Here is a 23,119-nt window from a genome sequence, read left to right on the forward strand (position 1 = left end):
CCGCGCGCCGCGCACGCCCGCGCGCGCGAGCCGCGCCAGGTGCCCGGCGGCGGCGCGCCGCAGCGGTTCGGGACGGGACGGGTCGGCGACCACCGAACGCAGGTCGGCGACAAGGGCGGCCAGCGAGAGCCACCGTGTCTTCTCGTCGAGTTGCGATTGCTCGATGGCGCCGGGGAGCAGTTCGTTCAGGAACCGTGACGGCCGTTCTTCGGTGTCGTCGCCTCCGACGGCCGTCACGACCAGGCGCTTGCGCGCGCGCGTGACCGCCACATAGAAGAGCCGTCGTTCTTCGTCCAGCATCTTGGCGGCCATGGAGGCACCGGCCGCGGCGGCGCCTTCCGGCTCGGTCCCGGCGGCGTGCTCGATCAGCTCCTCGACGCCCAGCAACGACCCGCGCAGCCGCACATCGGGCCAGACGCCCTCTTGCACGCCGGCGACGACCACCACGTCCCACTCCAGCCCCTTGGAGCGGTGCGCGGTGAGGATGCGGACGGCCTCGCCCTCCGGCGCCTGCTCCGCCAGCGTGTCACCGGCGATCTCCTGGGACGCGATGTTGTCGACGAACAGTTCGGGGCCCGCCTGGGGAAGCCGGTCCACGAACCGTGCCGCGTGGTCGAACAGCGCCACGACGGCGTCCAGGTCGCGGTCGGCCGCCGCGCCGCGCGTCCCGCCCCTGACGCTCTGCTCCAGCAGGACGTCGGCCTGCCCGCTCTCCTGCCATACGGCCCACAGCACGTCCTCGGCGGTACCGCCGTCGTGAACGGACCGCCGTGCCACGTCGATGAGGTGCGCGATCCGTTCAGCGGGCGCCCGCACCTTCTCGTGGACGAGGATCAGCTCCCGTGGGTCGTTGACCGCCGCGACCAGAAGCTCGCCCAGCGGACGGTCCCCGCCCGACAGATCCTCAAGGTCGCGCAAGGCCCGCTTGAGGCGGCGCATGGCGAGCGCATCGGCGCCCCCCAGCGGGCCCGTCAGGAGGTCTTCTGCGACGGCCTCGTCCAGGAAGCCCTTCTTCAGCGCGGCCTTGAGCAGAAGCAGGAACGGCCGGACGGCGGGTTCGCCCATCAGCGGGACCTCGTCGCCCGCGACGACCACCGGCACACCGGCCTGGGCGAGCGCACGCCGAAGGACCGGAACCTGCCGTACCGCGCTCCGCACCAGCACCGCCATACGCGACCAGGGCACGCCGTCCAGCAGGTGGGCGCGGCGCAGCTCGTCGGCCACCAGGGCCGATTCCTGGTTTTCGGAGTCGGCGATCACAGCGCGCACTTCATCGGGGGGTCCCGGGGAGTCGCTCCCCCTGGAAGACGCAGCGCGCGCTTCACCGCCGTCCAGTTCTTCTGCGGGAAGCAGCGCGCGGTGCTCGGCGGCGCCGGCCGCCCCGGCGGGCAGGCGCCGCGCGATCCGCCGCGACGCCGCCAGGATCGCCGGTCCCATCCGGCGGCACGTCCGCAGCGCCACCACGGGTGCCGGCTCGCCGTCCAGGGTGAGGAAGCGGTTGGGGAACTCTTGGATCCCCCGCACGTCGGCGCCGCGGAACCCGTAGATGGACTGGTCAGGGTCACCGACCACGATGAGGTCGCGCCCCTCCCCGGCAAGGTGATGCAGAAGAGCCTCTTGCGCGGGGTCGGTGTCCTGATACTCGTCCACGAACACCGCGTCGTAGGCGTCCCGCTCCCTGATCCGGACCTCCTCGTCCGCGAGCATTCCCGCGGCCATGTGGATCAGCTCGCCGTAGTCGTAGGTGGGGACGGGATCGAGCCCGAACCGGTCGGCGTACCGCTCCATGAACCCGCCGATGGCCGCCCAGTCGTCCCGTCCCCGCACACGCCCCGCCGCGGTGAGGTCTTCGGCGAAGTACCCGCGCTCAACGGCCCGCAGGGCGAAGTCACGCAGCTCTTCGGCGAACCCGCGCGTCGCCAGGGCGGCCCTCAAGCGTTCCGGCCAGCCATGCGCGCCGTCCGCCAGCTCACCTTCCAGCAACCGGCGCACTTCAAGCAGTTGCTCTGGCCCGGACAGCAGCCGCGGGGCCGGCTCTTCGTTCAGCACGGCGTCCCGCCTGAGCAGCGCGTAGGCGTAGCTGTGGAAGGTGAGCGCCAGCGGTGTCCGCGTCGTCCGGTGCAGGCGCCCGGTGATCCGCTCCCGCAGTTCCCCGGCCGCCTTGCGGCTGAACGTCAGGACGAGCACGCGCTCCGGATCGACGCCCCGGTTCTCGATGCGGTCGACGACCGCCTCGACGATCGTCGTCGTCTTACCGGTGCCCGGCCCCGCCAGCACCAGCAGCGGCCCCCCGGCGTGCTCGACCACCCGCCGCTGCCGCTCGTCGAGCGCGGGCGGGACGGCACGCGCGGGACCCGCGCGGCGCACGAGACGGTAGGAACCTGGGGGCACAACAGTTCATTGGAACAGATCACCGTGACGGTTCTGACCAGAACGCACTCATGTCGCCAGGGAGAAAACCCACATCGCGGCCTCAGGCGGTGGCGACCTTCTCCCTGAACGCGCGCAGGGCGGCGGCGCCCACGGCCTTGTCCTGCTCGCCGTTGCCGCCGCTGACGCCGACGGCGCCGACGACCTCGCCCTCGTGGACGATCGGGAACCCGCCCACGAAGATGGCGAACTTGCCAGGGTGCATCTGGTTGATGCCGAACGCCTCGTTGCCGGGCAGGGCGGGGCCGTTCGGCGGTTCGTTGAACTTGTGGGTGTCGCGCTGGTGCCCGGCGGCGGTGAACGCCTTGGCGATGGCGATCTCCACGCCGGTGAGGCGGGCGCCCGTCATCCGGTGCACCGCGATGGGGTGCGCCCCGTCGTCGGCGATGCAGATCGTCTGCTTGACGCCGATGCGGCGCGCCTCCTCCTCGGCCGCGGTCAGCATGACGAGGGCGTCTTCCAGGGTGAGCCGGTGAACGGTGTGCACGGGACCTCCACTTCGGGCGCCACCCCGAATTAAAAATGCGGGGTATTGCCGTATTCAGGACGGTAAAGCAGGATGTGAGGGACGGTTTTTCCCTTTGCGCCGTCCGCCACGAACTCCTCCACTCCCGTCAGTCTCGAAGGCCCCCGTGCGTCGAGGCTATGTACACTCTGCCGAACGAACCCGACGGGATGTGGGCACATGGCACATCACCCTGCGATCGTGACGACCATCGACGGGAGCACCGACGGGCACGTACCGGTCGGGGCCCTGCTGGCCGAACCGCTGCTGCGCGGCACGCTGCTCGCCGGCCGCGCGGGGCTCGGACGCGGCGTCGGCTGGTGTCTCCCCCTGTCGGAGACCCGCCGCTTCGCCGATGCGGCGAGCACCGAACCCGACCTCGGCGGCATCGCCGTCCACCTCCCGGTGACCACGCTGGCCGCACCGGACGAGGCGGCCACCCTGGTCACCGGCCTCGCCCGCCGGGACGCCGCCGCGCTGCTGGCCTGGCATCCACCCGGCGTCGAGTCCGACCTCTCCCGCGAGCTCACCATGGCGGCCCGCGCCGCCGACGCCGCCGCCATCCCGCTGCTGGTCCTGCCCGCGGAGGCCGACTACCGGGCGGTGAGCCGGCTCATCGGGCAGAAGGCGCTGGCCCTGTCCGCGCACGTCCTGGAGTACGGCTCCCGCGTGCACCGCACGCTCGCGGAGGTCCTCGCGCGCGGACCGGGCGTGCCGGCGATGGCCCGCGCGGTCGTCGGGCTGTCCCGCTGCAGCGTCCTCATCTGCGACGCGGACGGCGAGCGGCTGGCCTGGGAGGAGGCGCCGGACGCCGAGCCGCCCGACCCCGACGCCCTGCTGCACGCCCTCCCGGAGGACCTCGCCCGTCCCGAGGACCATCCCGAGTTCGAGGACGGGAACACGCACGCGGCCGAGGTGCGGCTGCGGATCCGTCCGGGCGGGCCGCCGGTGCACGCGCTCGTCACGCCCGTCCTGGTGGGCGGCCAGGTGTTCGGGCGGATGGTGATGGTGGAGCGCGACTGCCCGCCGGACCCGCACGACCTGGCGCAGCACCGCGTGGTCGCCGAGCACGGCGCGACGCTGGTCGGGTCGGAGATGCTGCGGCAGCGGTCGGTGCGGGCGGCCGAGGAGCGGGCGCGCGGCGACTTCGTGGAGGCGCTCGTCCACGGCCGGTTCGCCGACTCCTACGAGCTGGGCGCGCGGGCCCGGCATCACGGTTTCGATGTGGACGGGCACTTCGCCGTGCACGTGGTGGCGGCGGCGTCGCTGCTGCCGGTCGGCCGCGACTATCTGCGCAAGACGGTGACGGCGACCCGCACCGCGCAGGACCTCGAACCGGGCGGCTGCGTGCTGACCGCCGCGATCAGCTCGACTATCGTGGTGATCCAGCAGGTCGCGGCGGGGCCGGACCCGATCCGGCAGCGCGCGGAGGCGGCTCGGTTCGCCGAGCGGCTGCACCTGGCGCTGCGCCCGCTGCTGGGCGACGATCTGCGGATCGCGCACGGCCGCCCGGGGCAGGGCGCCGCGGGGGTCGCGGCCGGTTACCACGAGGCGCGGCTGACGATGGGCCTGGCCTGGCACACCGCCGCCGATCCCGTCTGCGGCTACGACGACCTGCGGATCTTCGCGGCGCTGAAGGACGTGGCGGGCAGCACGGAGGCCAAGTCGTTCGCCCGCGAGACCCTCACCCCGCTGCGCCGCGCGAACGGCGGCGACCTGGAGCGGATCGTGCTCGCCTACATCAGGACGTCCGGGAACCTGAACGCGGCGGCCCGCGAACTCGGCATGCACCGCAACACGATGCTCTACAAGCTCGACCGGGCGTCCCGCGCGCTGCGCATGGACATCAGGTCGGCGGACGCCCAGTTCACGTTCTGGCTGGCGCACCACATCGACACGCTGACGACGGTGACCGGCGTGCTCTCGGACGAGATGGCGCCGCCCGCCGCCGCACCCCGCTGACTCAGGCGGGGTCGGGGCCCGCGAAGGAGGAGAGCAGGCCGAGGACGGCGGTGGCGGCGCAGACGGCGAACATGACACCGAACGCGGGCGCCTGGTCGAGGACGGCGCCGACCCAGGCGGCGCCGAGCGCGGAGCCGCCGAACCGCAGCAGGTTGAACAGGCCGAGGCCGGCGCCGCGGCGGCCGGCGGCCGAGCGGGTGGCGCCGGTCGCGGCGGGCGTCTGGACGAACGCGACGCCGGCCCCGGTCAGGGCGAGGCCGGCGAGCAGCCACGGCACCGTTCCCGAGCCGGCGAGGACGGCGGCGAGGAGCACCTGCCCGGCGGTGAGGACGGCGAGGCCGCCGCGCAGCACCGTGCGCGGCGACAGGCGTTCCATCAGCACGCCCGTGACCGGGCCCAGCACCGCCATGACCACCGGCAGGCTCAGCAGGACGGCCCCCGCGTACAGGGTGCCGGTGTGCCGCTCGGTGGTCAGGTGGACGGGGACGGCGAGCAGCGTCGCGCCCAGGCAGAACATCTGCGCGAACACGGTGAGGCAGGAGCGCAGGTAGCGGGTCTCCAGCAGCAGCCTCGGCGGCAGGAAGGCGTCCGGGCGGCCCCGGGCGGACGCCACATAGGCGGCGGCGACCGCGAGGCCGGCGAGGGCGCCGCACCACACGACCGGGGAGGCCGCACCGAGAACCGTGGCGGACGAGGTGGCGCCGAGGGTGAGCCCGGCGGCGAGGGTGAGCAGGGTCGCGCCGCGCCAGTCCAGCGGGACGCGCCGCGCCCGCCCGGCCGGCACGAACCGGACGGCGAGCGCGGCGGCGGCCAGGCACAGCGGCACGACCGGCCAGAACACGGCGTGCCAGCCGAACCAGGTGGCGAGGCCGCCGCCGAGCGCGGGCCCGGCGGCCTGGCCGACGCCGTTGGCGGCCGCCCACAGCCCGAGGGCCCGGCCGCGCCGCCCGCCGTCGAACCGCGCCGCGATCAGCGCCATGACGGCGGGCAGCATCGCGGCGGTCGCGACGCCCTGCACGGCGCGCATCGCGACGAGGACGGTCAGGTCGCCGGCGAGGCCGGCGCCCGCCGAGCCGAGCCCGAGCAGCAGCATCGCGGCGACGAACACCCGGCGCGGGCCGCAGCGGTCGCCGACCCACCCCGACACCGGCAGCAGCACGGCGAACGTGAGCGTGAACGCGACGACGATCAGGGTTCCGGCGGAGATCGAGGCGTCCAGGTCCCGCAGGATGAGGGTCAGCGGGACGTTGACGATCGTGTTGGCGACGGTCCCGGTGAACGTGCCGAGCAGCAGCGGGACGAGCGCCGCCCAGTCCCCCGGGCGCGGCCCGGCGCCCCGCCGCGGTTCAGCCTCGGCCAACGGGCCTGCGCCGCCGCGGCCGGCCGCTCGCGGTGTCCTCCGGGGGGATGTGCACGAGGATCTGCCCGTCCTCCTCCTTCACCGGGTACACCTCGATCGGCTTGGTGGCGGGCGGCGTGATCGGCTCGCCGGAGGCGAAGTCGAACACGCTGCCGTGGCAGGAGCACAGCAGCCCGTCCTCGGTGACGTGGCCGGACGACAGCAGGCAGTCGAGGTGCGTGCAGTAGTTCGACATGGCGTGCACCTCGCCGTCCCGGCGGGCGACGGCCACCTCGGCCTCGCCCACGAAGAAGCGGCGGACGACGCCTTCGGGCACCTGGCCCGAGCGGGCCACGCGCTGGTATTCCATGGGTCGCTCCTCGATCTCAGCTGAGTGCGTCGAACAGGTCGGTCAGGTCGGCGTCCTCGTCGCGCAGGACGTCGGAGGCCAGGGCGGCGTCGCAGGCGATGAGCTGCCGGGCGATCGCGAGGTCGCCGCCGCGGTCGATGGCGAACGCGGCGCGCAGCACATCGCCGGAGAGGTAGAAGGCGATGAAGTCGAAGTCCTCGACGCGGCCCCGGACGACGAGCCGGTCCGTGCCGTCGGCGTGGCCCGCGTGCTGGACGCCGTGCCCGAACTGGTCGGACCAGAACCACGGCGGCGCGGTGTGCGGGGTGTTCAGGCCGAGGATGTTCTTGGCCGCCGCCATCCCCTGCGCGTTGGCGTTGTCGAAGTGCTCGGCCCGCACGTGGCGCCCCAGCCGCGGCTGCCACTGGCGGGCCACGTCACCGGCCGCGTAGACGCCGTCGACGCCCGTGCGGCAGTACGCGTCGACGGGGATGCCGCCGGCGGTGTCGATTCCGGCCCCGGTGACGGGTTCGACGTTGGGCACCATGCCGGCGCCGACGACGACCACGTCCGCCTCCAGGGACGTTCCGCCGGCGGTGGTGAGGACGGCGCCGGACGCGGTCTCGGCGTAGCGCTCGACCTTCTCACCGGTGCGCAGGTCGACGCCGTTCGCGCGGAGCATCGCGGCCATCACGTCGCCCATCGGGTCGCCGAGGACGTGCCCGAGGGGACGCCCGGCCTGCTCGACGATCGTGACGTGCGCGCCGCGGTCGATCGCGGCGGAGGCGACCTCGCAGCCGATGAACCCCGCGCCGACCACCACGACCCGCGCGCCGGGCCGCAGTTCGGCGCGGAGCCGGTCGGCGTCGGCGATGGTCCGCAGGTAGCGGACGCGGTCGCCGTCCAGGCCGGGCGGCCTGCGGGGCCGCCCGCCGGTCGCGATGAGCACGGCGTCGCCCCGGACGGTGGTCCCGTCCGCCAGTTCCAGGGACCGCTCGGCGGGGCGGATCGCCGCCGCCGCGGCCCCGAGCCGCAGTTCCACGCCGTTGCACTCGCACCAGTCGGGGGTGAGCAGGCTCAGCTCGTCGCGGTCCTGCTCCCCCGCCAGGTACTCCTTCGACAGCGGCGGACGCTGGTAGGGGGCGTCGTGCTCGGCGCCGACCAGCGTGATCCGGCCGTCGAATCCGCGGCGGCGCAGCGTGCGGGCGGCGACGGCGGCGGTCTGTCCCGCCCCGGCCACCACGACGGACTCGATCATTCGGGGTCCCTCCTTCGCGGGTCGACGTAGACGACACCGTCCTCGACGCGGACGGCGTGGCTCGGCTGGCACTCGTCCCGGCCCTCCACCCGGCCGGTCGCCGGGTCGAACACCCACTGATGCCCGGGGCAGATCACCCGCCCGTTCAGGACGGCTCCCTTGGACAGCGAACGCTGCTTGTGGACGCACACGTCGTCCAGCGCGTAGACGTCGTCGCCGACGAGGAACAGCGCGATCCGCCGTCCCTCCACGGTCACCGCGAGGCGCTTGCGCCTGCGCACCTCCGCGAGCGGGGCCGCCTGCACCCACTCGCCCGTCTGCTGCTCCACGGTTACTCCTCGCGTGTGGGCCGGCGGCGGGACGGTCCCGTCCCGCCGCCGGGTCGAATCGGATCAGGCGCCGACCAGGTCGGCCTTCACGTAGGTGTCGTAGAGGCCCTGCGTGTAGGAGAACCGCATCTCCGCGCCCCACCGGCACATCTGCAGGCAGCGCTGCTGCAGTTCCGGCGTGTCGGCGTAGTCGAGGACGATCTGGTAGCCGCGCTCCCCGTGCACCACGTCCGAGGTGATGTGCAGGTCGAAGAACTCGATCTCGTCCTCGCTGAACCCGTACACCTCGCGCAGCGGCACGATCTGCTTCTTGTAGATGCTCGGGACCTGCGACTCCAGGCCGACCACGAGGGCGGCGGTGGCCACCACGAAGTGCTCGCGCATCGCGACCGCGTAGCACCACGCCTGGAGGCCGCGGGTGATGGCGTTCATGTTGGACGGGTCCTCGACCCGCTCCCGGGTGGTGCCGCACGCCTCGGCGAACCGGATGAGCAGGTCGGTGTGCCGGATGTCGGCGAGTTCCTCCTCGTACATGTTCTGGAGCGTGAAGTCCTTGGCACCGGTGCACTCGTCGGGCGTGTTGGCGTAGACGTAGGCGAGGTAGTCGGCGAACGGCCCCACGTAGTGGTAGTGGTTCTCCGCCCAGCGGGCGAAGTGCTCCCGCTTGAGCAGGCCGTCCGCCCACGCCTGGCTGAACGAGGCGTCCTTCGCCTCGCGTCCCTTGATGGCGTTCTGCAACTCGGCCCGGAACGCGTCCTTGGACAGCAGCTCTGCCATTTCCTTGCTCCCTTCCAGCCCTTCCCAGGACCAATTACCGCGGTGATATGTAGACGCTTTTCTCTTGCGTGTAGAAGAGCATCATCGAAGGACCCGCCTGCTCTTTGAACGTCTGCGTGCTCGATTCCTTGAGCCCGCCGAACGGCACGGTCATCGCCATTCCGGACGTCGGCTGGTTGACCTTGACGAGCCCGCTTTCGCAGCGCCGCGCGAACTCCAGCGCCCGGTCGAGGTCCCGGGTGACGATCCCGGCGGAGAGCCCGTAGGGGGTGCCGTTCGCCAGCTCGATCGCCTCGTCGAACCCGGACGCGCGCTGGAACGCCAGCACCGGCCCGAAGATCTCTTCCCGCGCGATCCGCATCCGCGGCGTCACACCGTCGAAGACCGCCGGCCGCACGAAGTACCCGCCGCCGTACCCCGCGCCGCTCAAGCGCCGCCCGCCGGTGACGAGCCTGGCGCCCTCCTCCTCGCCGATCCGCACGTAGCCGAGGAACTTCTCCAGCTGGAAGTCGGCGGCGAGCGGCCCCATGTCGACGCCGTCGCGCCGTCCGTCCCCGACCACCAGGGCCTCGGCGGCGCGGGCCACCCGGCCGAGCAGTTCGTCGTGGACGGCCTCGTGCGCGATGACGCGGCTCGTCCCCGTGCACGCCTGCCCGGACAGCCCGAACGCGCCCTTGACGATGAGCTGCGCGGCGCGTTCCAGGTCGGCGTCGTCCAGCACCACGACCGGGTTCTTGCCGCCCATCTCCAGCTGCGCCCGCCGCGTCGGCCCGACCGCCGCGTGGACGGCGCGTCCGGCCCGGGTGGACCCGGTGAACGTCACGGCCCCGACCCGCTCGTCCGCGGCGACCGCCGCGCCGGCGTCGGCGCCGCCGTGCACCAGTGCGATGGCCAGCGGCGGCAGCCCGCCCGCCAGCAGCGCCTCCACGAGCCGCTGCGCCAGCAGCGGCGTCACCGGGCTCGGCTTGAACACCACCGCGTTGCCCGCGGCCAGCGCCGGCCCGATCTTGCGGGACGGGATGTTCAGCGGGAAGTTCCACGGCGTGATGGCCCCGACGACCCCGACGGGCTCCCGCCGCGTGTAGACGATCCCGCCATCGGCCGCCGGGTGGCTCTGCCCGGTGATCCGGTGCGCCTCGGCCGCGTAGAACCGCAGGTTCCGGGGCGTCCGCGAGATCTCCATGGCGGCCTCGGCCCGCGTCTTGCCCTCCTCGCGGACCAGTTCGGCGACGAGCCGGTCCGCCCGCTCCTCCAGCCACCGCGCCGCCGCCTCCAGCACGTCGGCCCGTTTCTCCGCGGGCGCGGCGCCCCACAGGGCGGCCCCCTCGACGGCACCGGCGACCGCCGCGCCGGCATCGGCGCCCGACGACTCGGGGAACTCGCCGACGACGTCGCCCGGATCGGCCGGGTTGCGCCGCCGGAACGTCGCGCCCGACGACGCGGGGACCCACGCCCCGCCGACGAAGTTCAGGCCCTGGTGCACGGTCACTCGTCCTCCACTTCCGGATCGGCCGGCCGGGATCTGCGCGCGGGCGGGTCCGCCGCGCCCGCGGCCGGGGGCGCGGGGCCGGCGATGGCGGTCAGTTCGACCTCGACGGGGGCGCCGCCCGGCAGGGCGCGGACACCTATCGCGCTGCGGGCCGGGCGGCCGAGCGCCGGCGTCAGTTCCGCCAGGGCGGCGGAGGCGCCGTCCGCGACCGCGGACAACTCGGTGAACCCGTCGGCGCAGGCCACGTACACGGTCATCCGCACCCACCGGCGGATGCCGCCCGGCTCCCCGCGGCAGGCGGCCACGGCGTTGCGGGCGGCCAAGGCGGCGGCCCGGCGGGCCTCGGCCACGTCCACGTCGCGGCCCACGAGACCCGTCACCGTCAGGCGGCCGTCCACGCGGGGGGTCATGCCGGCGGTGGCCAGCAGGACGTCGCCGGGACGGAGCGGCTCGGCCACCGCGGGAACGTAGGCGCCCTGGGGACGGGGCATGGCGGGCAGCTCGGACACGGGAGGCTCAGACACCGAGGGCCACCCCGTCCTGGCGGGGGTCGGACGCGCCGAGGAGAGCGTCGTCCGCGACGGAGATGACCTGGGCGCTGCCGCCCGCGTCCCAGGGGCCCTGGACGGTGACGTCGTGGCCGGACGAACGGAGGGCGTCGATCCGCGCGGGCCCGAGGCGGGACTCGACACGGAGCTCGGGCGGGTGGCCGAGGACGTCGGCGTCACTGCCCGGGTGGACGGTGAAGCGGGGCGCGGCGACGGCGGTCGCCGGGTCGTGGCCGTGGTCGAGCAGGTGCGAGAGCAGCTGGGTGTTCCACTGGACCTGGCCGTCCCCGCCGGGGGTGTTGCCGGCGTGCAGGAGGCGGCCGGCGGCGTCGGTGACCAGCCAGGCGTTCAGGGTGTGCAGGGGGCGGCGGCGCGGGCGGACCTCGTTGGGGTGCCCGTCGATCAGGTAGGCGCCGCGGCCGAGCCGGTTGTTGAGGACGATGCCCGTCCCCGGGACGGTGACCCGGGCACCGAAGGTGAAGGCGAGCGAGTGGATGAGGCTGACCGCGCGGCCGTCGGCGTCCACCGCGACCATGGAGGTGGTGTCACCGCCGGCCGGGACGGGCGGGGCCGCGGTCACCGGGAGTTCCCCGGCGTCGAGGCGGGCCCGGGCCGCGGCCAGCGCGGACGGGGTGAGCAGGCCGCGCCAGTGGTCGTCGCCGGCGCCGCAGCCCGCGAAGCGGTCGGCGAAGGCCAGGCGGGCGGCCGCCGCCATCCGGTGCACGGCCTCCGCCGACAGCCAGGGCAGGCCGGGCAGGACCCCGTCGCAGAGGCCGGCCTGCTGCGCGACCATCCAGCCGGGTGTCGGCGGCGGGGTCAGATGGACGGTCACCCCCCGGTACGTGCGGGTCAGCGCCGGTTCGGGGGCCGAGCGTCCGCTCGCCGTCCACTCGTCGCCGGAGAACGGCGCCCCGGCCTCGGCCAGCGCGGCCACGGACCGTTCGGCGAGGCCGCCGGAGTACAGGTCCTCCGGGTCGCCGGCCAGGCGGCGCAGGGACGCGCCCAGCGCGCGCTGGTAGATGCGTTCGCCGACGCGGGGGACGCGGCCACCGGGCAGGAAGACCTCGGCCGTCCCCGGGTCGCGGGAGAGCGCGTCGCGGCGTTCGACGATGTCGGCGCGTGTCTTGACGGTGCAGGGCAGCCCGTCCTCGGCGGCGGCGATCGCGGGCGCCCACAGCTCGGGCAGCCCCCGGGACGCGGAGTCGGCGTGCAGCGCGGCCAGCGCGGCGACCGCGCCGGGGGCGGCGACGGCGAGCGCGCCCTCCAGCGGGACGGCGGACAGGCCCCGGTCGCGGTAGAAGGCCGGCTCGCCGCCGTCCGGGCCGAAGCCGCTGCCGCCGAACGCGGCGACGGTGCCGTCCGGGCGGCGCAGCAGCACGAACGCGTCGCCGCCGGCCCCGCACTGGCCGGGCAGCGCGAGCCACGACAGCGCGGCCATGGCGAGGGCGGCGTCCACGGCGTTCCCGCCGCCCGCAAGGACGCGGGCGCCGGCCAGGCTGACCGCCGGGTGGCTGGAGGCGACCATGCCGCCGGACGCGACGGCGGGCCCGCGCCCGGGAAGGCCGAAACCGGCCGCCGAGGTGCTCTGTGCTGACATGCCGCCCAGTCTCGGCGGCGCTGATCAGCACCGATACGGACCGAGTGCCGAGAATTCCGCACCTTCCTTGGGCACCGTGCACACGGCCCCGGTGCGGTGCGCGTTCATCGGTGGGAAGCCAGGCATGGTGCACAAAATGACTACCCGCGTAGTGTGCAGGTTCCTCATTGTTCACCTAGGACCGATCGAGCACATTCTCTGCAACCGTTGCGTCCATCGGCCTCGAAAGGGCGCGCGTACAGGGAGGGGGCGCGCTTTGGGAGCCGCTCACTGGTTTTATCTGTCGGGAATCGTCCTCATCGTCGCCGTCATGATCGCCCGTAAGAACGTCGTCATCCCCGCACTCGCGGCGACGTTCCTGACCGCGTGGGTGTTCACCGGCGACTTCGTCACGGGCCTGGAGTCGATCTTCAACGCCAGCCTCACCGCGGCGACCGAGCTGTTCAGCATCTTCCTGATCATCGCGCTGGTGACCGCGCTGCTCGGGTCGTTGCGCGCGCTCGGCGCCGACCGCCGCATGGTGGAGCCGTTCCGCGTCGTCATGCGGTCCGGCCATTCCGCCTTCTGGGTCCTCGCGCTGGTCACCTACGTGATCAGCCTGTTCTTCTGGCCGACGCCGGCGGTGCCGCTGATGGGCGCCATCCTGCTGCCGGCCGCGATCGCCGCGGGGCTGCCGCCGATCAGCGCGGGGGTCGCGATCGCCATCGCCGGGCAGGGCATGGCGCTGTCCAGCGACTATGTCATCCAGGTTGCGCCCGGCCTGTCCGCCAAGGCGGCGGGGGTGGACACCGGCGCGGTCGCCGACCGGTCCATGGTGCTGTCCCTCATCACCGGCGGGGTCGCGCTCGTCCTCGGCTACCTGATGACCCGCTCGGAGTTCCAGAAGCCGGACGCCCTGCTGCTGGAGCGCTGGGAGGCCGGTGAGTCGGAGGTCGCGGTCCCGGCGCCGCGCCGGTCGTTCATCCGCGTGCTGCCGCGGCGGCGCGTGCTCCAGACGGCGGGCGGCGGAGAGGAGCCGGTGGCCGTCCTCGACCCCGGCCCCGGATCGGGCGGGTCCCGCACGGGCGGCGGGGCGGGCGGCACGGGCGGCGGGGCGGACGAGCCGAGGGACGCGATGGCCCGCGCGGCACTGGCGGCATCGGACGGCGACCTGCCCGGCGCCGACTGCCCGCGGCGGTCCAAGGCGTTCGCCGCCATCGTCCCGCTGGCCCTCATCGGGCTGGTCGGCTACCTGATGCTGGGCAAGTTCACCGACCTGGTCCCCGAGGTCGTGGGCGGGGACGCGGCGGCGCTCGTCGGCGGGATCGCCTCCGCGCTGCTGCTGTCCGCAACGATCGCGAAGGACGGCCGGAACAGCCTGGAGCGGTGCGCCGACCACATCGTGGACGGCCTGGTGTTCTCGATGAAGGCGATGGGCGTGGTGATTCCCATCGCCGGGTTCTTCTTCATCGGCAACGCCGACTTCGCCGGGAAGATCATGGGCATGGAGGAGGGGAAGGCGGCGCCGGGCTTCCTGTTCGACATCGTCGTCCGGATGCAGGACGCCATCCCCGACAGCCAGTACGTCGTCGGCTTCGGCGTGCTGATCATCGGCATGATCACCGGGCTGGACGGCTCCGGGTTCTCCGGGCTGCCGCTCACCGGCTCGCTGGCCGGCTCGCTCGGCCCGGCGTCCGGTGTGGATCCGGCGCTGCTCGCCGCGATCGGGCAGATGGGCTGCATCTGGGCCGGCGGCGGCGTGCTGGTCGCCTGGTCGTCGCTGATCGCCGTGGCGGGGTTCGCCCGCGTCCCGGTGCTGGAACTGGTCCGCCGCTCGTTCCTGCCCGTCATCGCCGGCCTGGTCGTCGCCACGGTCGCCGGGCTGATCATCTACTAGGAGCACGGTGACCGCCTCGTCCGATCTCACCCCCGCCGCCGCGCCCGCCGCGGCGGCGGGGGCACGTCCCCGCACCCCGTCCCCCGCCGCCCCGCTCCGGCTGCGCGCCGCGCTGCTGATGCTGCTGACGTTCGGTGCCGGGACGACCGACATCGTCGGCTTCCTCGGCATGGAGAAGGTCTTCACCGCCAACATGACCGGCAACATCGTCCTGTTCGGGCTCGCCGCCGGCGAGGGGAACGGCGCCGACCTGGCACGCTGCGGCGCGGCGACGCTCGCGTTCGCGCTCGGCCTGCTCGCCGGGTTCCTCGTCGCGGGCCGTCCCCGCCCCGGGCGGATCTGGCCGCCCCGCGTCACCGCCGTCCTCGGGTTCGTGCTGGCCCTGCAGACCGTGTTCCTCGCGGGCTGGGCCCTGGCGGACGCCGAACCGCGCGGCGGCGCGCTGCTCGCCCTCATCGCCGTGTCGTCCACCGCGATGGGCGCGCAGACGGCGGCGGCCCGCAGCTTGTCGGCCGACGGCATCACCACCACGTTCGTCACCGGGACGCTGACGTCGATGATGGGGGCCCTCGCGGTCGGTCAGGGCGCGGCGTCCGGGCTCCGCACGGGCGTGATCCTCAGCCTCGCCGCGGGCGCCGCGGTGGCCGGCGCGCTGATGACCGGCTCCCCCGTCCTGGCCGCCGCGCTCAGCCCCCTCGTGCTGGCGGCCGTCATCCTCGGCGCCTTCCGGCTCCACCGGGCCGGGTGAGGCGTCAGGACGGGCCGGACCAGCGGGCCCTGCCCATGTCGACGCGGCGGCCGTCCGGGCGCAGCGGGGTGCCCTCGGCGCGGTAGTGCTCGTGCGCCTGTCCCTCATGGCACCGCGGCGGGCTCCCGTCCGCGCGGATCACCCGCCACCACGGGACGGCGCCCCCGTACAGCGACATCACCCGCCCGACCTGACGCGGGCCGCCCCGGCCGACCAGTTCGGCCACGTCGCCGTAGGACAGGACACGGCCCGGCGGGATGCGCTCCACCGCGTCCAGCACCGCCTCGGCGTACTCGTCAGGTTCGGACCACATCCGCCGATTCTCCCGGATCGCGCGGGGCGCCGCGCAGGAACACGGCCGCGCCCGCCAGGCCGACCAGGGCCAGGGCGCAGGCCAGCGCGTAGGTGAAGACCCGCCTGCCCGAACGATGCACCACCTGGACCGGGCGGACGGGCCCGGCGGCGAACCGGCGATCGCCCGGCAGGCCCGCGCCGCCCATCCGGGCCCCCGCGAGGGCGTCGGACGCGGCGAGCGCGGCGGCGGCGTCGACCCGCCCGAACCCGACACCGCGGTCATAGCCGCGCGCCGGGCGGTCCCGGGTGCCCGTCACGATCGCCTGCGCGACCAGCGCCGGCGCGAGCCCCGGATGACGTGACCTGATGAGCGCGGCGACGCCGGACACGAACGCGGTCGCGGGGCTCGTGCCGTCCCCGATCCAGTACCGGCCGTCCGGCCCGGCGCCGATGATCTGCACGCCGGGCGCGGACACCACGACACCCGAGTTGCGGTTGGAGAACGCGACGTGGCGCCCCTCCGCGTCCACGGCGGCGACGGAGATGACACCGGGGAACGACGCGGGATACGAGTACCTGGGGTGCCCGCCCCGCCCGGCCCCCCGCTCCACCGCTTCGCTACCCGCCGCGTTACCGGCCGCCGCCACCACGACCACATTGCGGCGGATGGCGTAGGCGACGGCTTCCCGTTCGCGCGGCGTCGGGTAGGAGCGGCCCAGCGACAGGTTGACCACGTCGGCACCGTGGTCGGCCGCGTAGCGGATGCCCTGCGCGATCGTCCCCGCGAAGCGCGCGCCGCCGGTGAACTCGGCGAAGCCCGGCTCGTCGCGTTCCAGGATCACCCGCACCGACAGCAGCCGCGCCGCGGGCGCGACGCCGATCATCCCCAGCGCGCCGCCGGGACCGTGCCCGTGCCCGGCGATGATGGACGCCATGTTGGTGCCGTGCAGCCGTTTCGGCGCGACGCCCGGCGGCCCGGCACCGCGCGTGTAGTCGGGCCCGGACGTGACGGACCCGGCGAGGTCGGGCTGCTCCGCGTCCACCCCCGTGTCGAGGACGGCGACGGTCACGCCGCCGCCCTGCGTCATCTCCCACGCACGCGGCACGTTCAGCGACTCAAGGACGGGCATCACCGCGTCCCGGACCTGATCCGCGCGGGCGGCCGGCGCGGGCCCCGCCACGGGCGCCCCGACCAGCGCCCCGACCAGCGCCACGGCGGCCGGCGCGGCGGTGAGGCGCCTCAGCATCGCCACTCCCGGTCGCCGCACCGGACCTTCGCGGGCGTCGTCAGCGGACGCAGCACCCCCCGCACCAGTTGCGGCGCGAGCTCGGACAGGTCGGCCTGCGGGCCGCGCAGCGTGGGACGCCCGTCGGCGTATCCGACGGTCGCCGCGACCACGTACGGGCCGCGCTGCGCGGCGGCGGAGGTCTGCCGGGCCGCGTCGCCGAACCGGGCGGCCACCGAGCCCGCGAACGGCAGCGCCCGCAGGCCGGGACGTGGCGTGCCGCCGGGGAACCAGTCGACCGCCTCGCGCGCCCGCCGCTCGTCCGGGAACACCGCCACCCCGACCGTCACCGCGAGCCCCTGGGCCTGGTCGAGATAGGTGGCGCGGAGCACGGCCCGGCAGCCGCGGGCGGCCAGCGAGCGGACGAGCGTGTCGTCGGCGGCCGTCTCACAGCGGGTGTCGGTGCCGATCCCGACCCGGCGGGCCGTCTCCGGGGACGACTGGCCGAGCGTGTACGGGAGTTCGGCGGGGAAGATCCGCCCGGCGGGCCAGGTGCGGTAGCGGCCCGACACCTCCGCCGCCATCGCCGCGGCGCGCTCGGCGGCCGTCGGCCCGCGGCCCAGTTCCGCCGACAGCCGCACCCCGGCGACGACGAGCACCGTCGCGCACGCGGGCGCCGCCACCAGCGCCGCCGTCCGGCGCGACGTCCACCGGCCGCCGGACGGCTCGCGAGATCCCGGTTCCGGCCCGGTGTCCGGGCCCTGGATCTCGGCGCTCGACACGCTCCGGAGGCTAGCCGAAGCCGGCTCAGAACGGGGGCGTCCGCGGGGCGTACGGCGCGGCGCCCTGCGGGCCCCGGGGAGGCGGGCCGAGGGACGGGCCGAGGGGCGGGCCGGGCGGCGGGCCAGGGGACGGGCCGTCCGCGGGCTTCGGGTGGCGGCGCCGGAAGGTGAGGGCGAGGGCGCCGGCCCCGGCCGTCCCGCCGACCCCGAGCACCAGGATCGCGGCGATCACCCAGCTCACCCAGGCCGGACGCTCGATGACCCGCACCGGCCCCGGATCCTGCGCGCCGAACCGCTGCCCGGCGGCCTTCCCCCGCGCCGGGCCCGGACGCGCCGACGCGATCGAGTCCGCCGCCGACAGCGCGCGGGCCGCGTGCACCTCACCGAACCCGACCTCGGGGTCGTAGCCGCCGCGCGGCCCGTGCCGCGTGCTCTGGACGAGCGCCTGCGACACCAGCGCCGGGGACATCTTCGGATGCTTCGCGCGGATCAGCGCGGCGATCCCGGAGACGACCGCGCTGGCGTCGCTGGTGCCGGCGCTGATGAAGTACCGGCCGCCGGGACCCGCGACGGGTATGTCGGCGCCCGGCGCGGACACCAGCACCGAGTAGTTGCGGTTGGAGAACGGCGCTCGGGCGTGACCGGGCATGGTCGCCGCGACCGCGATGACGCCGGGATAGGACGCCGGGTAGGAGTACGGCGCGAACCCGTCGCCGTCCAGGAGGCGCTGCTTGTCGCCGTCGTTGCCGACCGCCGAGACCACCACGGCGCCCTTGCCGATGGCGTACCCGACGGCCTCACGGTCGTCGGGCACCTCGTCGGTGCGGCCGAGCGAGAGGTTGATGACGTCGGCGCCGTGGTCGGCGGCGTAGCGGATGCCGCGCGCCACCGGGCTCTCCGCCTTCTGCGAGGTCCGGTAGCGGACGTAGCCGGCGTCCTCCGGCTCGGCGATCGCCCGGATGGCGAGGATGCGCGCCTGCGGGGCCAGCCCGATGATCCCGGAGCGGCCTCCCGCGCCGTGGCCGTGCCCGGCGATGATGGACGCCATCCCGGTGCCGTGCAGCCGGGCGGGCCTCGCCCCGCGGTCGATGTCGGCGAGCATGTTGGGGCCGGTGGTGACCTTGCCGCGCAGGTCCGCGTGGTTCGGGTCGACGCCGGAGTCGACGACCGCGACGGTCACCCCCGCGCCCTTGGTGGTCTTCCAGGCGGCGTTCATGCCGAGGATGCCGAGGATGGGACGCTGCCGGTCGCGGACCGCGTCCGCGTGCGCCTCGACGGGCACCAGCCAGCCCCCGGCCAGCGCCCCCGCCAGCAGGACGGCGGCCGTCCGCGCCGGCGTCAGCATTCCCACTCCGGGTCGTCGCAGTCGGGCAGCGCCTTGGCCGACAGCGACCGCGCGATCGCGTGGGCGAGCTGCGGGGCCGGCGCGAACGGCTCGCCCGGCCGCTCCCTCTTGATCACCGACGCGGGGCGCCCGTCGGCCTGCCCCGAGGTCGTCAGCACGACGTACGGGCCGCCGCGGTCGATGGTCCGGTCCTGCCGGGCCTCGTCGGTGAACCTCGCGGACGCCGTCCCGGGGAACCCGGCGGCGTGCAGCGCGGGCCGCACCGTGCGGGCTTCGCCCGGCCCCTGCGAGCCGGGCAGCTCCTTGTAGGCGCGGTCGGCCTTCCACGGGTCGGGGAAGGCGACCACGCCGACGGTGATGACGACGCCCTGCAACTGGTCGACGTAGGTGGCGCGCAGGACGGCCCGGCAGCCGTGCCTGGTGATCGTCACCGCGATCTCCTCGTCCACGGCCTGGGCGCAGCCGGTGTCGGGCACGATGCCCGTCCGCGAGGCGTACTCGCTGTGGTCGCCGGCGGGACTGTACGGAATCCGGCCGGGAAAGATGCGGTCCGCGGGCCACGCCTGCCAGCGCCGCGCGACCTCCTTGTTCGCGGCGACCTGAAGCTCGGCGTTCGTCGGCTCGCGGTTGAGGGTCGTCCAGGCGCCGGTCATGGCGATCCCGGTGGTGAGGAGATAGCAGCAGCCGACGGCGAGCGCCGCGACCATCCACTGGCGCCCGGTCAGCCCCAGCACCGTCGGGCGGCCGGCGCGAACGGCCGGCGGGGGCGCCCCCATCGGCCCCCGCGGCCCCGCGTACGGACCGCCGGGACCGGGCGGCCCCCCGGGGACTCCGGGCATGCCGGGCCGGTACGGGGGCCGCGGCGGAGGCGGCTGCTGGGAGGGAGGCGGGAATGCCACAACAGCCAAGATTAACTGTGCTTTACGACATTCCGTCCTGACATTCCGGTGAGGGGACCTCACATTCCGGTGCGCAGACCTCGTCCGGCCCGGCGAGCCGCCCCTATGAGGAGGTCTGGATGTCGCGGCGGATGCGGTCCGCCTCCCGGTGGATCAGAGTCTCGGTCTCCAGGAGCCTGGCCTCCGCCTCCCGGGTGCGCTGCCGGGCCCTGCGCTCCCGCAGGCCCGGCCGGCGGTGCGTCCCCGCCGCCGCCCGGCCGTCCCGGCCCCGCGTGAGCCGCTTGAAGAACCCCATGGCCCGTCACCTCCATCACAACGGGCCGGTCCTCCGCCGGCCCCGCACCGTTCGCTTCTGCCCCTTTGGTAAAGATTCATTCCGGCGGGCCCGATGACGTGGGCGTCACCACAGGGCGGCCGCCGGGGAATTCCGCAGGACATGGGAAGGTTGTGCGGAGAGGACGATGGCGTCCCGCCCTCCCTAGCAGCCGAGCGTCAGCACAGGAGCACCCACCGTGTCGTTGCCACCTCTGGTCGAGCCCGCCCCGGAGCTCACCCGCGACGAGGTCAACCGCTACTCGCGGCACCTGATCATCCCCGACGTGGGCATGTCCGGTCAGAAGCGCCTCAAGAACTCCAAGGTCCTGGTCGTGGGCGCGGGCGGTCTCGGCTCCCCCGCCCTGCTCTACCTGGCCGCCGCCGGCGTCGGCACCCTCGGCGTCATCGACTTCGACGTCGTGGACGAGTCCAACCTGCAGCGGCAGATCATCCACCGGCAGTCGTCCCTCGGCAGGCCGAAGGTGGAGTCGGCGGCCGAGACGGTCCGCGAGATCAACCCGCTGATCGACGTGGTCGTGCACAACACCGCGCTGGACCGCGACAACATCATGGAGATCTTCTCCCAGTACGACCTGATCCTGGACGGCACCGACAACTTCGCGACCCGCTACATGGTGAACGACGCGGCCGTCCTGCTGGGCAAGCCGTACGTGTGGGGGTCGATCTACCGGTTCGACGGCCAGGCGTCGGTCTTCTGGGCCGAGCACGGCCCCTGCTACCGCTGCCTCTACCCCGAGCCGCCGCCGCCCGGCATGGTCCCGTCCTGCGCCGAGGGCGGGGTCCTCGGCGTGCTGTGCTCGTCGATCGGCTCGATCCAGGTGAACGAGGCCATCAAGCTGCTGACCGGCATCGGCGAGCCGCTCGTCGGCCGGCTGATGATCTACGACGCCCTCGAAATGAACTACCGCTCGGTCAAGGTCCGCAGGGACCCCGAGTGCCCGCTCTGCGGCAAGAACCCGACGCAGACCGAGCTGCTGGAGGACTACGAGGCGTTCTGCGGCGCGGTGTCCGACGAGGCCGCCGAGGCCGCGAAGGACTCCACGATCACCGTCCACGACCTCAAGGCCATGCAGGACAACGGCGACGACATCTTCCTCGTCGACGTCCGCGAGCCGAACGAGTACGAGATCGTCTCGATCCCGGGCGCGACGCTGATCCCGAAGGGCGAGTTCCTGAACGGCTCCGCCCTGGAGCGCCTCCCGCAGGACAAGAAGATCGTCCTGCACTGCAAGTCGGGTGTCCGCTCCGCCGAGGCCCTCGCCGTGGTGAAGAACGCCGGCTTCGCCGACGCCGTCCACGTCGGCGGCGGCGTACTGGCCTGGGTCAACCAGATCGACCCCAGCCAGCCGTCCTACTGACCGTGCCGCCGAAGGCCCCCGGACCCGCCGGTCCGGGGGCCTTCGCATGAGCGGGGCCGGACAGCGGCGGACATCGCGGGGCGGCCCTGTCCCGTTCGCGCTGTCCCGTTCGCGCCGTCCCGTTCGCGCCGTCCCGTTCGCGCCGTCCCGTTCGCGCCGTCCCGTTCGCGCCGCCGGCGGCCCTCCTCGCCCGTCCCGCCGGTCAGGCGGAGGGCGGGGCGTAGGTGAGGCCGAGGTCGTCGGCGATCTCGGTCAGCATCAGCTCGAACATCGGGGCGGCGTTGTCCAGGGCGAACTCCAGGTGCCCGAAGACCTCCAGGCTGACGCTGCCCTGGAGGCGGATCCAGCACTTGAGGAACTGCTGGATCACGCCCAGGGGCAGGTCCACGCCCAGGGCGGTGTCCCGGTACCGGCGGAGCTGCGGGAGCAGGACGGGGTCCATGTCCTCGTCGGCCGGGATCGGGAACGGTTTCTTGCTCCACAGCTCCAGGAACAGCTCCATGAACGTCCAGCCGAACCGGCGGGCGCACCCCTCGGCGAAGTCGATCTCCTCCTGGTGCCTGACACCGCGGACCGGCGCGCCGAAGAGCAGCGCGTACTCGCGCGGATGTGCCAGGGCCCAGAGCCGGAACCGGCGGGCCACCGCCATGAACTTGCCGCTCAGGTCGCCGGCCGGCACATTGGCCATGGCCTCGTGCAGCTCGCCGGTCAGCTCGGTGAACAGGTCGCCGACCAGGTGCCGCAGCAGCTCGCCGTGGCTGCCGAAGTAACGGTAGAGCGCCGGGGCGGTCATGCCCATCTCGCGGGCGATGGCCCGCAGCGTCACCGCCTCGGGCCCCTCCTCGACGAGGATCCGCCGGGCGGTCTCGGAGATCTCCTTGACCGTCGCCGCGCGCAGCCGATCACGCCGTGTTTCCACTACGCCGCCTCTTCTCCCGCTCTGCCTGCCCTGGCCGTCCTCCGCATGATTCCCCAAGAACACCCTTGACGAAGGCTAACGCCGTATGCGAAGTTAACGCCATTCGCAGTTTACAGCGTTCACCATCCTGACGGAGTGTAACGGAGACGGGGGAGCCGAACATGTTCGATCGATGGGGACGGTGGGTGCACCGGCGCAGGCGGTGGGTCCTCGCCGCCGCGGGCGCCGTGCTGGTGTTCGCCGCGGTGTGGGGAACGGGCGTCTTCGGCGCGCTGACCTCGTCCGGCGGTTTCGAGACGCCGGGCAGCGAGAGCGCGAAGGCGGCACAGATCGCCGAGCGCGACCTCGGCCGGGACGAGGCGGACGTCGTCGTCCTCTACCAGGGCAGGACGACGGTCGACGATCCGTCCTACCGCGCGTCGGTCGAGAAGGCGCTGGCCGCCCTGCCGCAGGACAAGATCGCCTCGACCGCCACCTACTGGACGACGGGCGCGGCGCAGTTCGTGAGCAAGGACCGCACCGCCACCTACGCCGTCCTGCGGCTCACCGGTGCCGACGAGGGCGCCCGCAGTGACGGCTACAAGGTGATCCAGGACGACCTGACGAAGGTCGGCGGCGGGCTGACCGCCAAGGTCGGCGGCTCGGTCGGCACCGAGACCGCGGTCAACGAGCGCGTCTCGTCCGACATCGGGCGGGCCGAGGGCATGGCCATGCCGATCCTGCTCGTGCTGCTGGTGCTGATCTTCGGCGGGC

The 23,119-nt window shown here is 74.2% G+C and carries 22 protein-coding genes; 5 read left to right on the forward strand and 17 right to left on the reverse strand.

The features are described from left to right. On the reverse strand, positions 1–2,391 hold a 2,391-nt coding region (locus AF1_RS25080), incomplete at its 3' end, for an ATP-dependent helicase (RefSeq protein ID WP_409360252.1). 82 nt (positions 2,392–2,473) lie between these two features. Next, positions 2,474–2,917, reverse strand: a complete 444-nt coding sequence (locus tag AF1_RS25085; RefSeq protein WP_067804181.1) for a GlcG/HbpS family heme-binding protein — start codon at positions 2,915–2,917, stop codon at positions 2,474–2,476. A gap of 219 nt (positions 2,918–3,136) precedes the next feature. On the opposite strand from AF1_RS25085, the gene AF1_RS25090 reads away from it, so the two are divergent. Then, a complete protein-coding gene (locus AF1_RS25090) occupies positions 3,137–4,897 on the forward strand; it encodes a PucR family transcriptional regulator (protein WP_165488395.1) in 1,761 nt (586 codons plus the stop codon). 1 nt (position 4,898) lies between these two features. Here AF1_RS25090 and AF1_RS25095 read toward each other — a convergent pair whose 3' ends face one another. From AF1_RS25095 to AF1_RS25130, 8 genes are all read right to left on the reverse strand, one after another. Next, the gene (locus AF1_RS25095) at positions 4,899–6,257 is read right to left on the reverse strand and encodes an MFS transporter (RefSeq protein WP_067804188.1); all 1,359 of its coding nucleotides are present in this window, start codon (positions 6,255–6,257) and stop codon (positions 4,899–4,901) included. After that, positions 6,244–6,606: a Rieske (2Fe-2S) protein gene (locus AF1_RS25100; RefSeq protein ID WP_067804191.1), complete on the reverse strand. Its 363-nt coding sequence runs from the start codon at positions 6,604–6,606 to the stop codon at positions 6,244–6,246. The genes AF1_RS25095 and AF1_RS25100 overlap by 14 nt, the downstream gene beginning before the upstream one ends. Positions 6,607–6,622: 16 nt before the next feature. After that, positions 6,623–7,843 (reverse strand): NAD(P)/FAD-dependent oxidoreductase, encoded by a 1,221-nt coding sequence (locus AF1_RS25105; RefSeq protein WP_067804193.1) that lies wholly within the window; start codon positions 7,841–7,843, stop codon positions 6,623–6,625. Further along, positions 7,840–8,172 (reverse strand): Rieske (2Fe-2S) protein, encoded by a 333-nt coding sequence (locus AF1_RS25110; protein WP_131732704.1) that lies wholly within the window; start codon positions 8,170–8,172, stop codon positions 7,840–7,842. Before AF1_RS25110 ends, AF1_RS25105 begins: the two co-directional genes overlap by 4 nt. Before the next feature lie 63 nt (positions 8,173–8,235). Further along, positions 8,236–8,949 carry a TenA family transcriptional regulator gene (locus AF1_RS25115; protein WP_067804195.1) on the reverse strand — a complete coding sequence of 238 codons (714 nt, stop codon included), beginning with the start codon at positions 8,947–8,949 and terminating at the stop codon, positions 8,236–8,238. A gap of 34 nt (positions 8,950–8,983) precedes the next feature. Then, positions 8,984–10,438, reverse strand: a complete 1,455-nt coding sequence (locus tag AF1_RS25120) for an aldehyde dehydrogenase family protein (protein WP_067804197.1) — start codon at positions 10,436–10,438, stop codon at positions 8,984–8,986. Then, positions 10,435–10,962, reverse strand: a complete 528-nt coding sequence (locus AF1_RS25125; protein ID WP_207394077.1) for a RidA family protein — start codon at positions 10,960–10,962, stop codon at positions 10,435–10,437. Before AF1_RS25125 ends, AF1_RS25120 begins: the two co-directional genes overlap by 4 nt. Then, positions 10,955–12,583 (reverse strand): gamma-glutamyltransferase, encoded by a 1,629-nt coding sequence (locus AF1_RS25130; protein WP_067804199.1) that lies wholly within the window; start codon positions 12,581–12,583, stop codon positions 10,955–10,957. The genes AF1_RS25125 and AF1_RS25130 overlap by 8 nt, the downstream gene beginning before the upstream one ends. Positions 12,584–12,893: 310 nt before the next feature. Between AF1_RS25130 and AF1_RS25135 the strand changes: the two genes are divergently transcribed. Both AF1_RS25135 and AF1_RS25140 read left to right on the forward strand, forming a co-directional pair. Beyond that, entirely contained in the window at positions 12,894–14,459 is a 1,566-nt protein-coding gene (locus tag AF1_RS25135; protein WP_217999846.1) for a hypothetical protein, read from the forward strand. A gap of 7 nt (positions 14,460–14,466) precedes the next feature. Continuing rightward, positions 14,467–15,207 carry a DUF1275 family protein gene (locus AF1_RS25140; protein ID WP_067804206.1) on the forward strand — a complete coding sequence of 247 codons (741 nt, stop codon included), beginning with the start codon at positions 14,467–14,469 and terminating at the stop codon, positions 15,205–15,207. A gap of 4 nt (positions 15,208–15,211) precedes the next feature. Here AF1_RS25140 and AF1_RS25145 read toward each other — a convergent pair whose 3' ends face one another. From AF1_RS25145 to AF1_RS34800, 6 genes are all read right to left on the reverse strand, one after another. Beyond that, entirely contained in the window at positions 15,212–15,520 is a 309-nt protein-coding gene (locus AF1_RS25145) for an MGMT family protein (protein ID WP_067804209.1), read from the reverse strand. Beyond that, positions 15,504–16,748 (reverse strand): S8 family serine peptidase, encoded by a 1,245-nt coding sequence (locus AF1_RS25150; protein ID WP_067804213.1) that lies wholly within the window; start codon positions 16,746–16,748, stop codon positions 15,504–15,506. Before AF1_RS25150 ends, AF1_RS25145 begins: the two co-directional genes overlap by 17 nt. Next, positions 16,742–17,509 (reverse strand): hypothetical protein, encoded by a 768-nt coding sequence (locus AF1_RS25155; RefSeq protein WP_067804216.1) that lies wholly within the window; start codon positions 17,507–17,509, stop codon positions 16,742–16,744. The genes AF1_RS25150 and AF1_RS25155 overlap by 7 nt, the downstream gene beginning before the upstream one ends. Positions 17,510–17,534: 25 nt before the next feature. After that, positions 17,535–18,854, reverse strand: a complete 1,320-nt coding sequence (locus AF1_RS36860; RefSeq protein ID WP_084263312.1) for a S8 family serine peptidase — start codon at positions 18,852–18,854, stop codon at positions 17,535–17,537. Continuing rightward, a complete protein-coding gene (locus AF1_RS25165) occupies positions 18,848–19,693 on the reverse strand; it encodes a hypothetical protein (RefSeq protein ID WP_131732703.1) in 846 nt (281 codons plus the stop codon). Before AF1_RS25165 ends, AF1_RS36860 begins: the two co-directional genes overlap by 7 nt. Before the next feature lie 163 nt (positions 19,694–19,856). After that, positions 19,857–20,048, reverse strand: a complete 192-nt coding sequence (locus AF1_RS34800) for a hypothetical protein (RefSeq protein WP_067804222.1) — start codon at positions 20,046–20,048, stop codon at positions 19,857–19,859. Between the two features lie 217 nt (positions 20,049–20,265). On the opposite strand from AF1_RS34800, the gene moeZ reads away from it, so the two are divergent. Beyond that, positions 20,266–21,447 carry an adenylyltransferase/sulfurtransferase MoeZ gene (gene moeZ / locus AF1_RS25175; protein WP_067804224.1) on the forward strand — a complete coding sequence of 394 codons (1,182 nt, stop codon included), beginning with the start codon at positions 20,266–20,268 and terminating at the stop codon, positions 21,445–21,447. 202 nt (positions 21,448–21,649) lie between these two features. Here the strand turns inward: moeZ and AF1_RS25180 are convergent, their stop codons facing one another. Then, a complete protein-coding gene (locus AF1_RS25180) occupies positions 21,650–22,366 on the reverse strand; it encodes a TetR/AcrR family transcriptional regulator (protein WP_067804227.1) in 717 nt (238 codons plus the stop codon). A gap of 161 nt (positions 22,367–22,527) precedes the next feature. Between AF1_RS25180 and AF1_RS25185 the strand changes: the two genes are divergently transcribed. Beyond that, the coding region (locus tag AF1_RS25185) for an MMPL family transporter (RefSeq protein WP_157419294.1) at positions 22,528–23,119 on the forward strand (592 nt) is incomplete at its 3' end.

Origin of the sequence: Actinomadura formosensis NBRC 14204 (genome assembly GCF_001552155.1) — a bacterium.
Classification (GTDB): Bacteria; Actinomycetota; Actinomycetes; order Streptosporangiales; family Streptosporangiaceae; genus Spirillospora; species Spirillospora formosensis.

Bases quoted from the DNA above. Each gene is read 5' to 3' on its own strand.
- AF1_RS25100 (WP_067804191.1), bottom strand. From the start codon at position 6,606: ATGGAATACCAGCGCGTGGCCCGCTCGGGCCAGGTGCCCGAAGGCGTC.
- AF1_RS25105 (WP_067804193.1), bottom strand. From the start codon at position 7,843: ATGATCGAGTCCGTCGTGGTGGCCGGGGCGGGACAGACCGCCGCCGTC.
- AF1_RS25115 (WP_067804195.1), bottom strand. From the start codon at position 8,949: ATGGCAGAGCTGCTGTCCAAGGACGCGTTCCGGGCCGAGTTGCAGAAC.
- AF1_RS25130 (WP_067804199.1), bottom strand. From the start codon at position 12,583: ATGTCAGCACAGAGCACCTCGGCGGCCGGTTTCGGCCTTCCCGGGCGC.
- AF1_RS25135 (WP_217999846.1), top strand. From the start codon at position 12,894: ATGATCGCCCGTAAGAACGTCGTCATCCCCGCACTCGCGGCGACGTTC.
- AF1_RS25145 (WP_067804209.1), bottom strand. From the start codon at position 15,520: ATGTGGTCCGAACCTGACGAGTACGCCGAGGCGGTGCTGGACGCGGTG.
- AF1_RS25150 (WP_067804213.1), bottom strand. From the start codon at position 16,748: ATGCTGAGGCGCCTCACCGCCGCGCCGGCCGCCGTGGCGCTGGTCGGG.
- AF1_RS36860 (WP_084263312.1), bottom strand. From the start codon at position 18,854: ATGCTGACGCCGGCGCGGACGGCCGCCGTCCTGCTGGCGGGGGCGCTG.
- AF1_RS25165 (WP_131732703.1), bottom strand. From the start codon at position 19,693: ATGCCCGGAGTCCCCGGGGGGCCGCCCGGTCCCGGCGGTCCGTACGCG.
- AF1_RS34800 (WP_067804222.1), bottom strand. From the start codon at position 20,048: ATGGGGTTCTTCAAGCGGCTCACGCGGGGCCGGGACGGCCGGGCGGCG.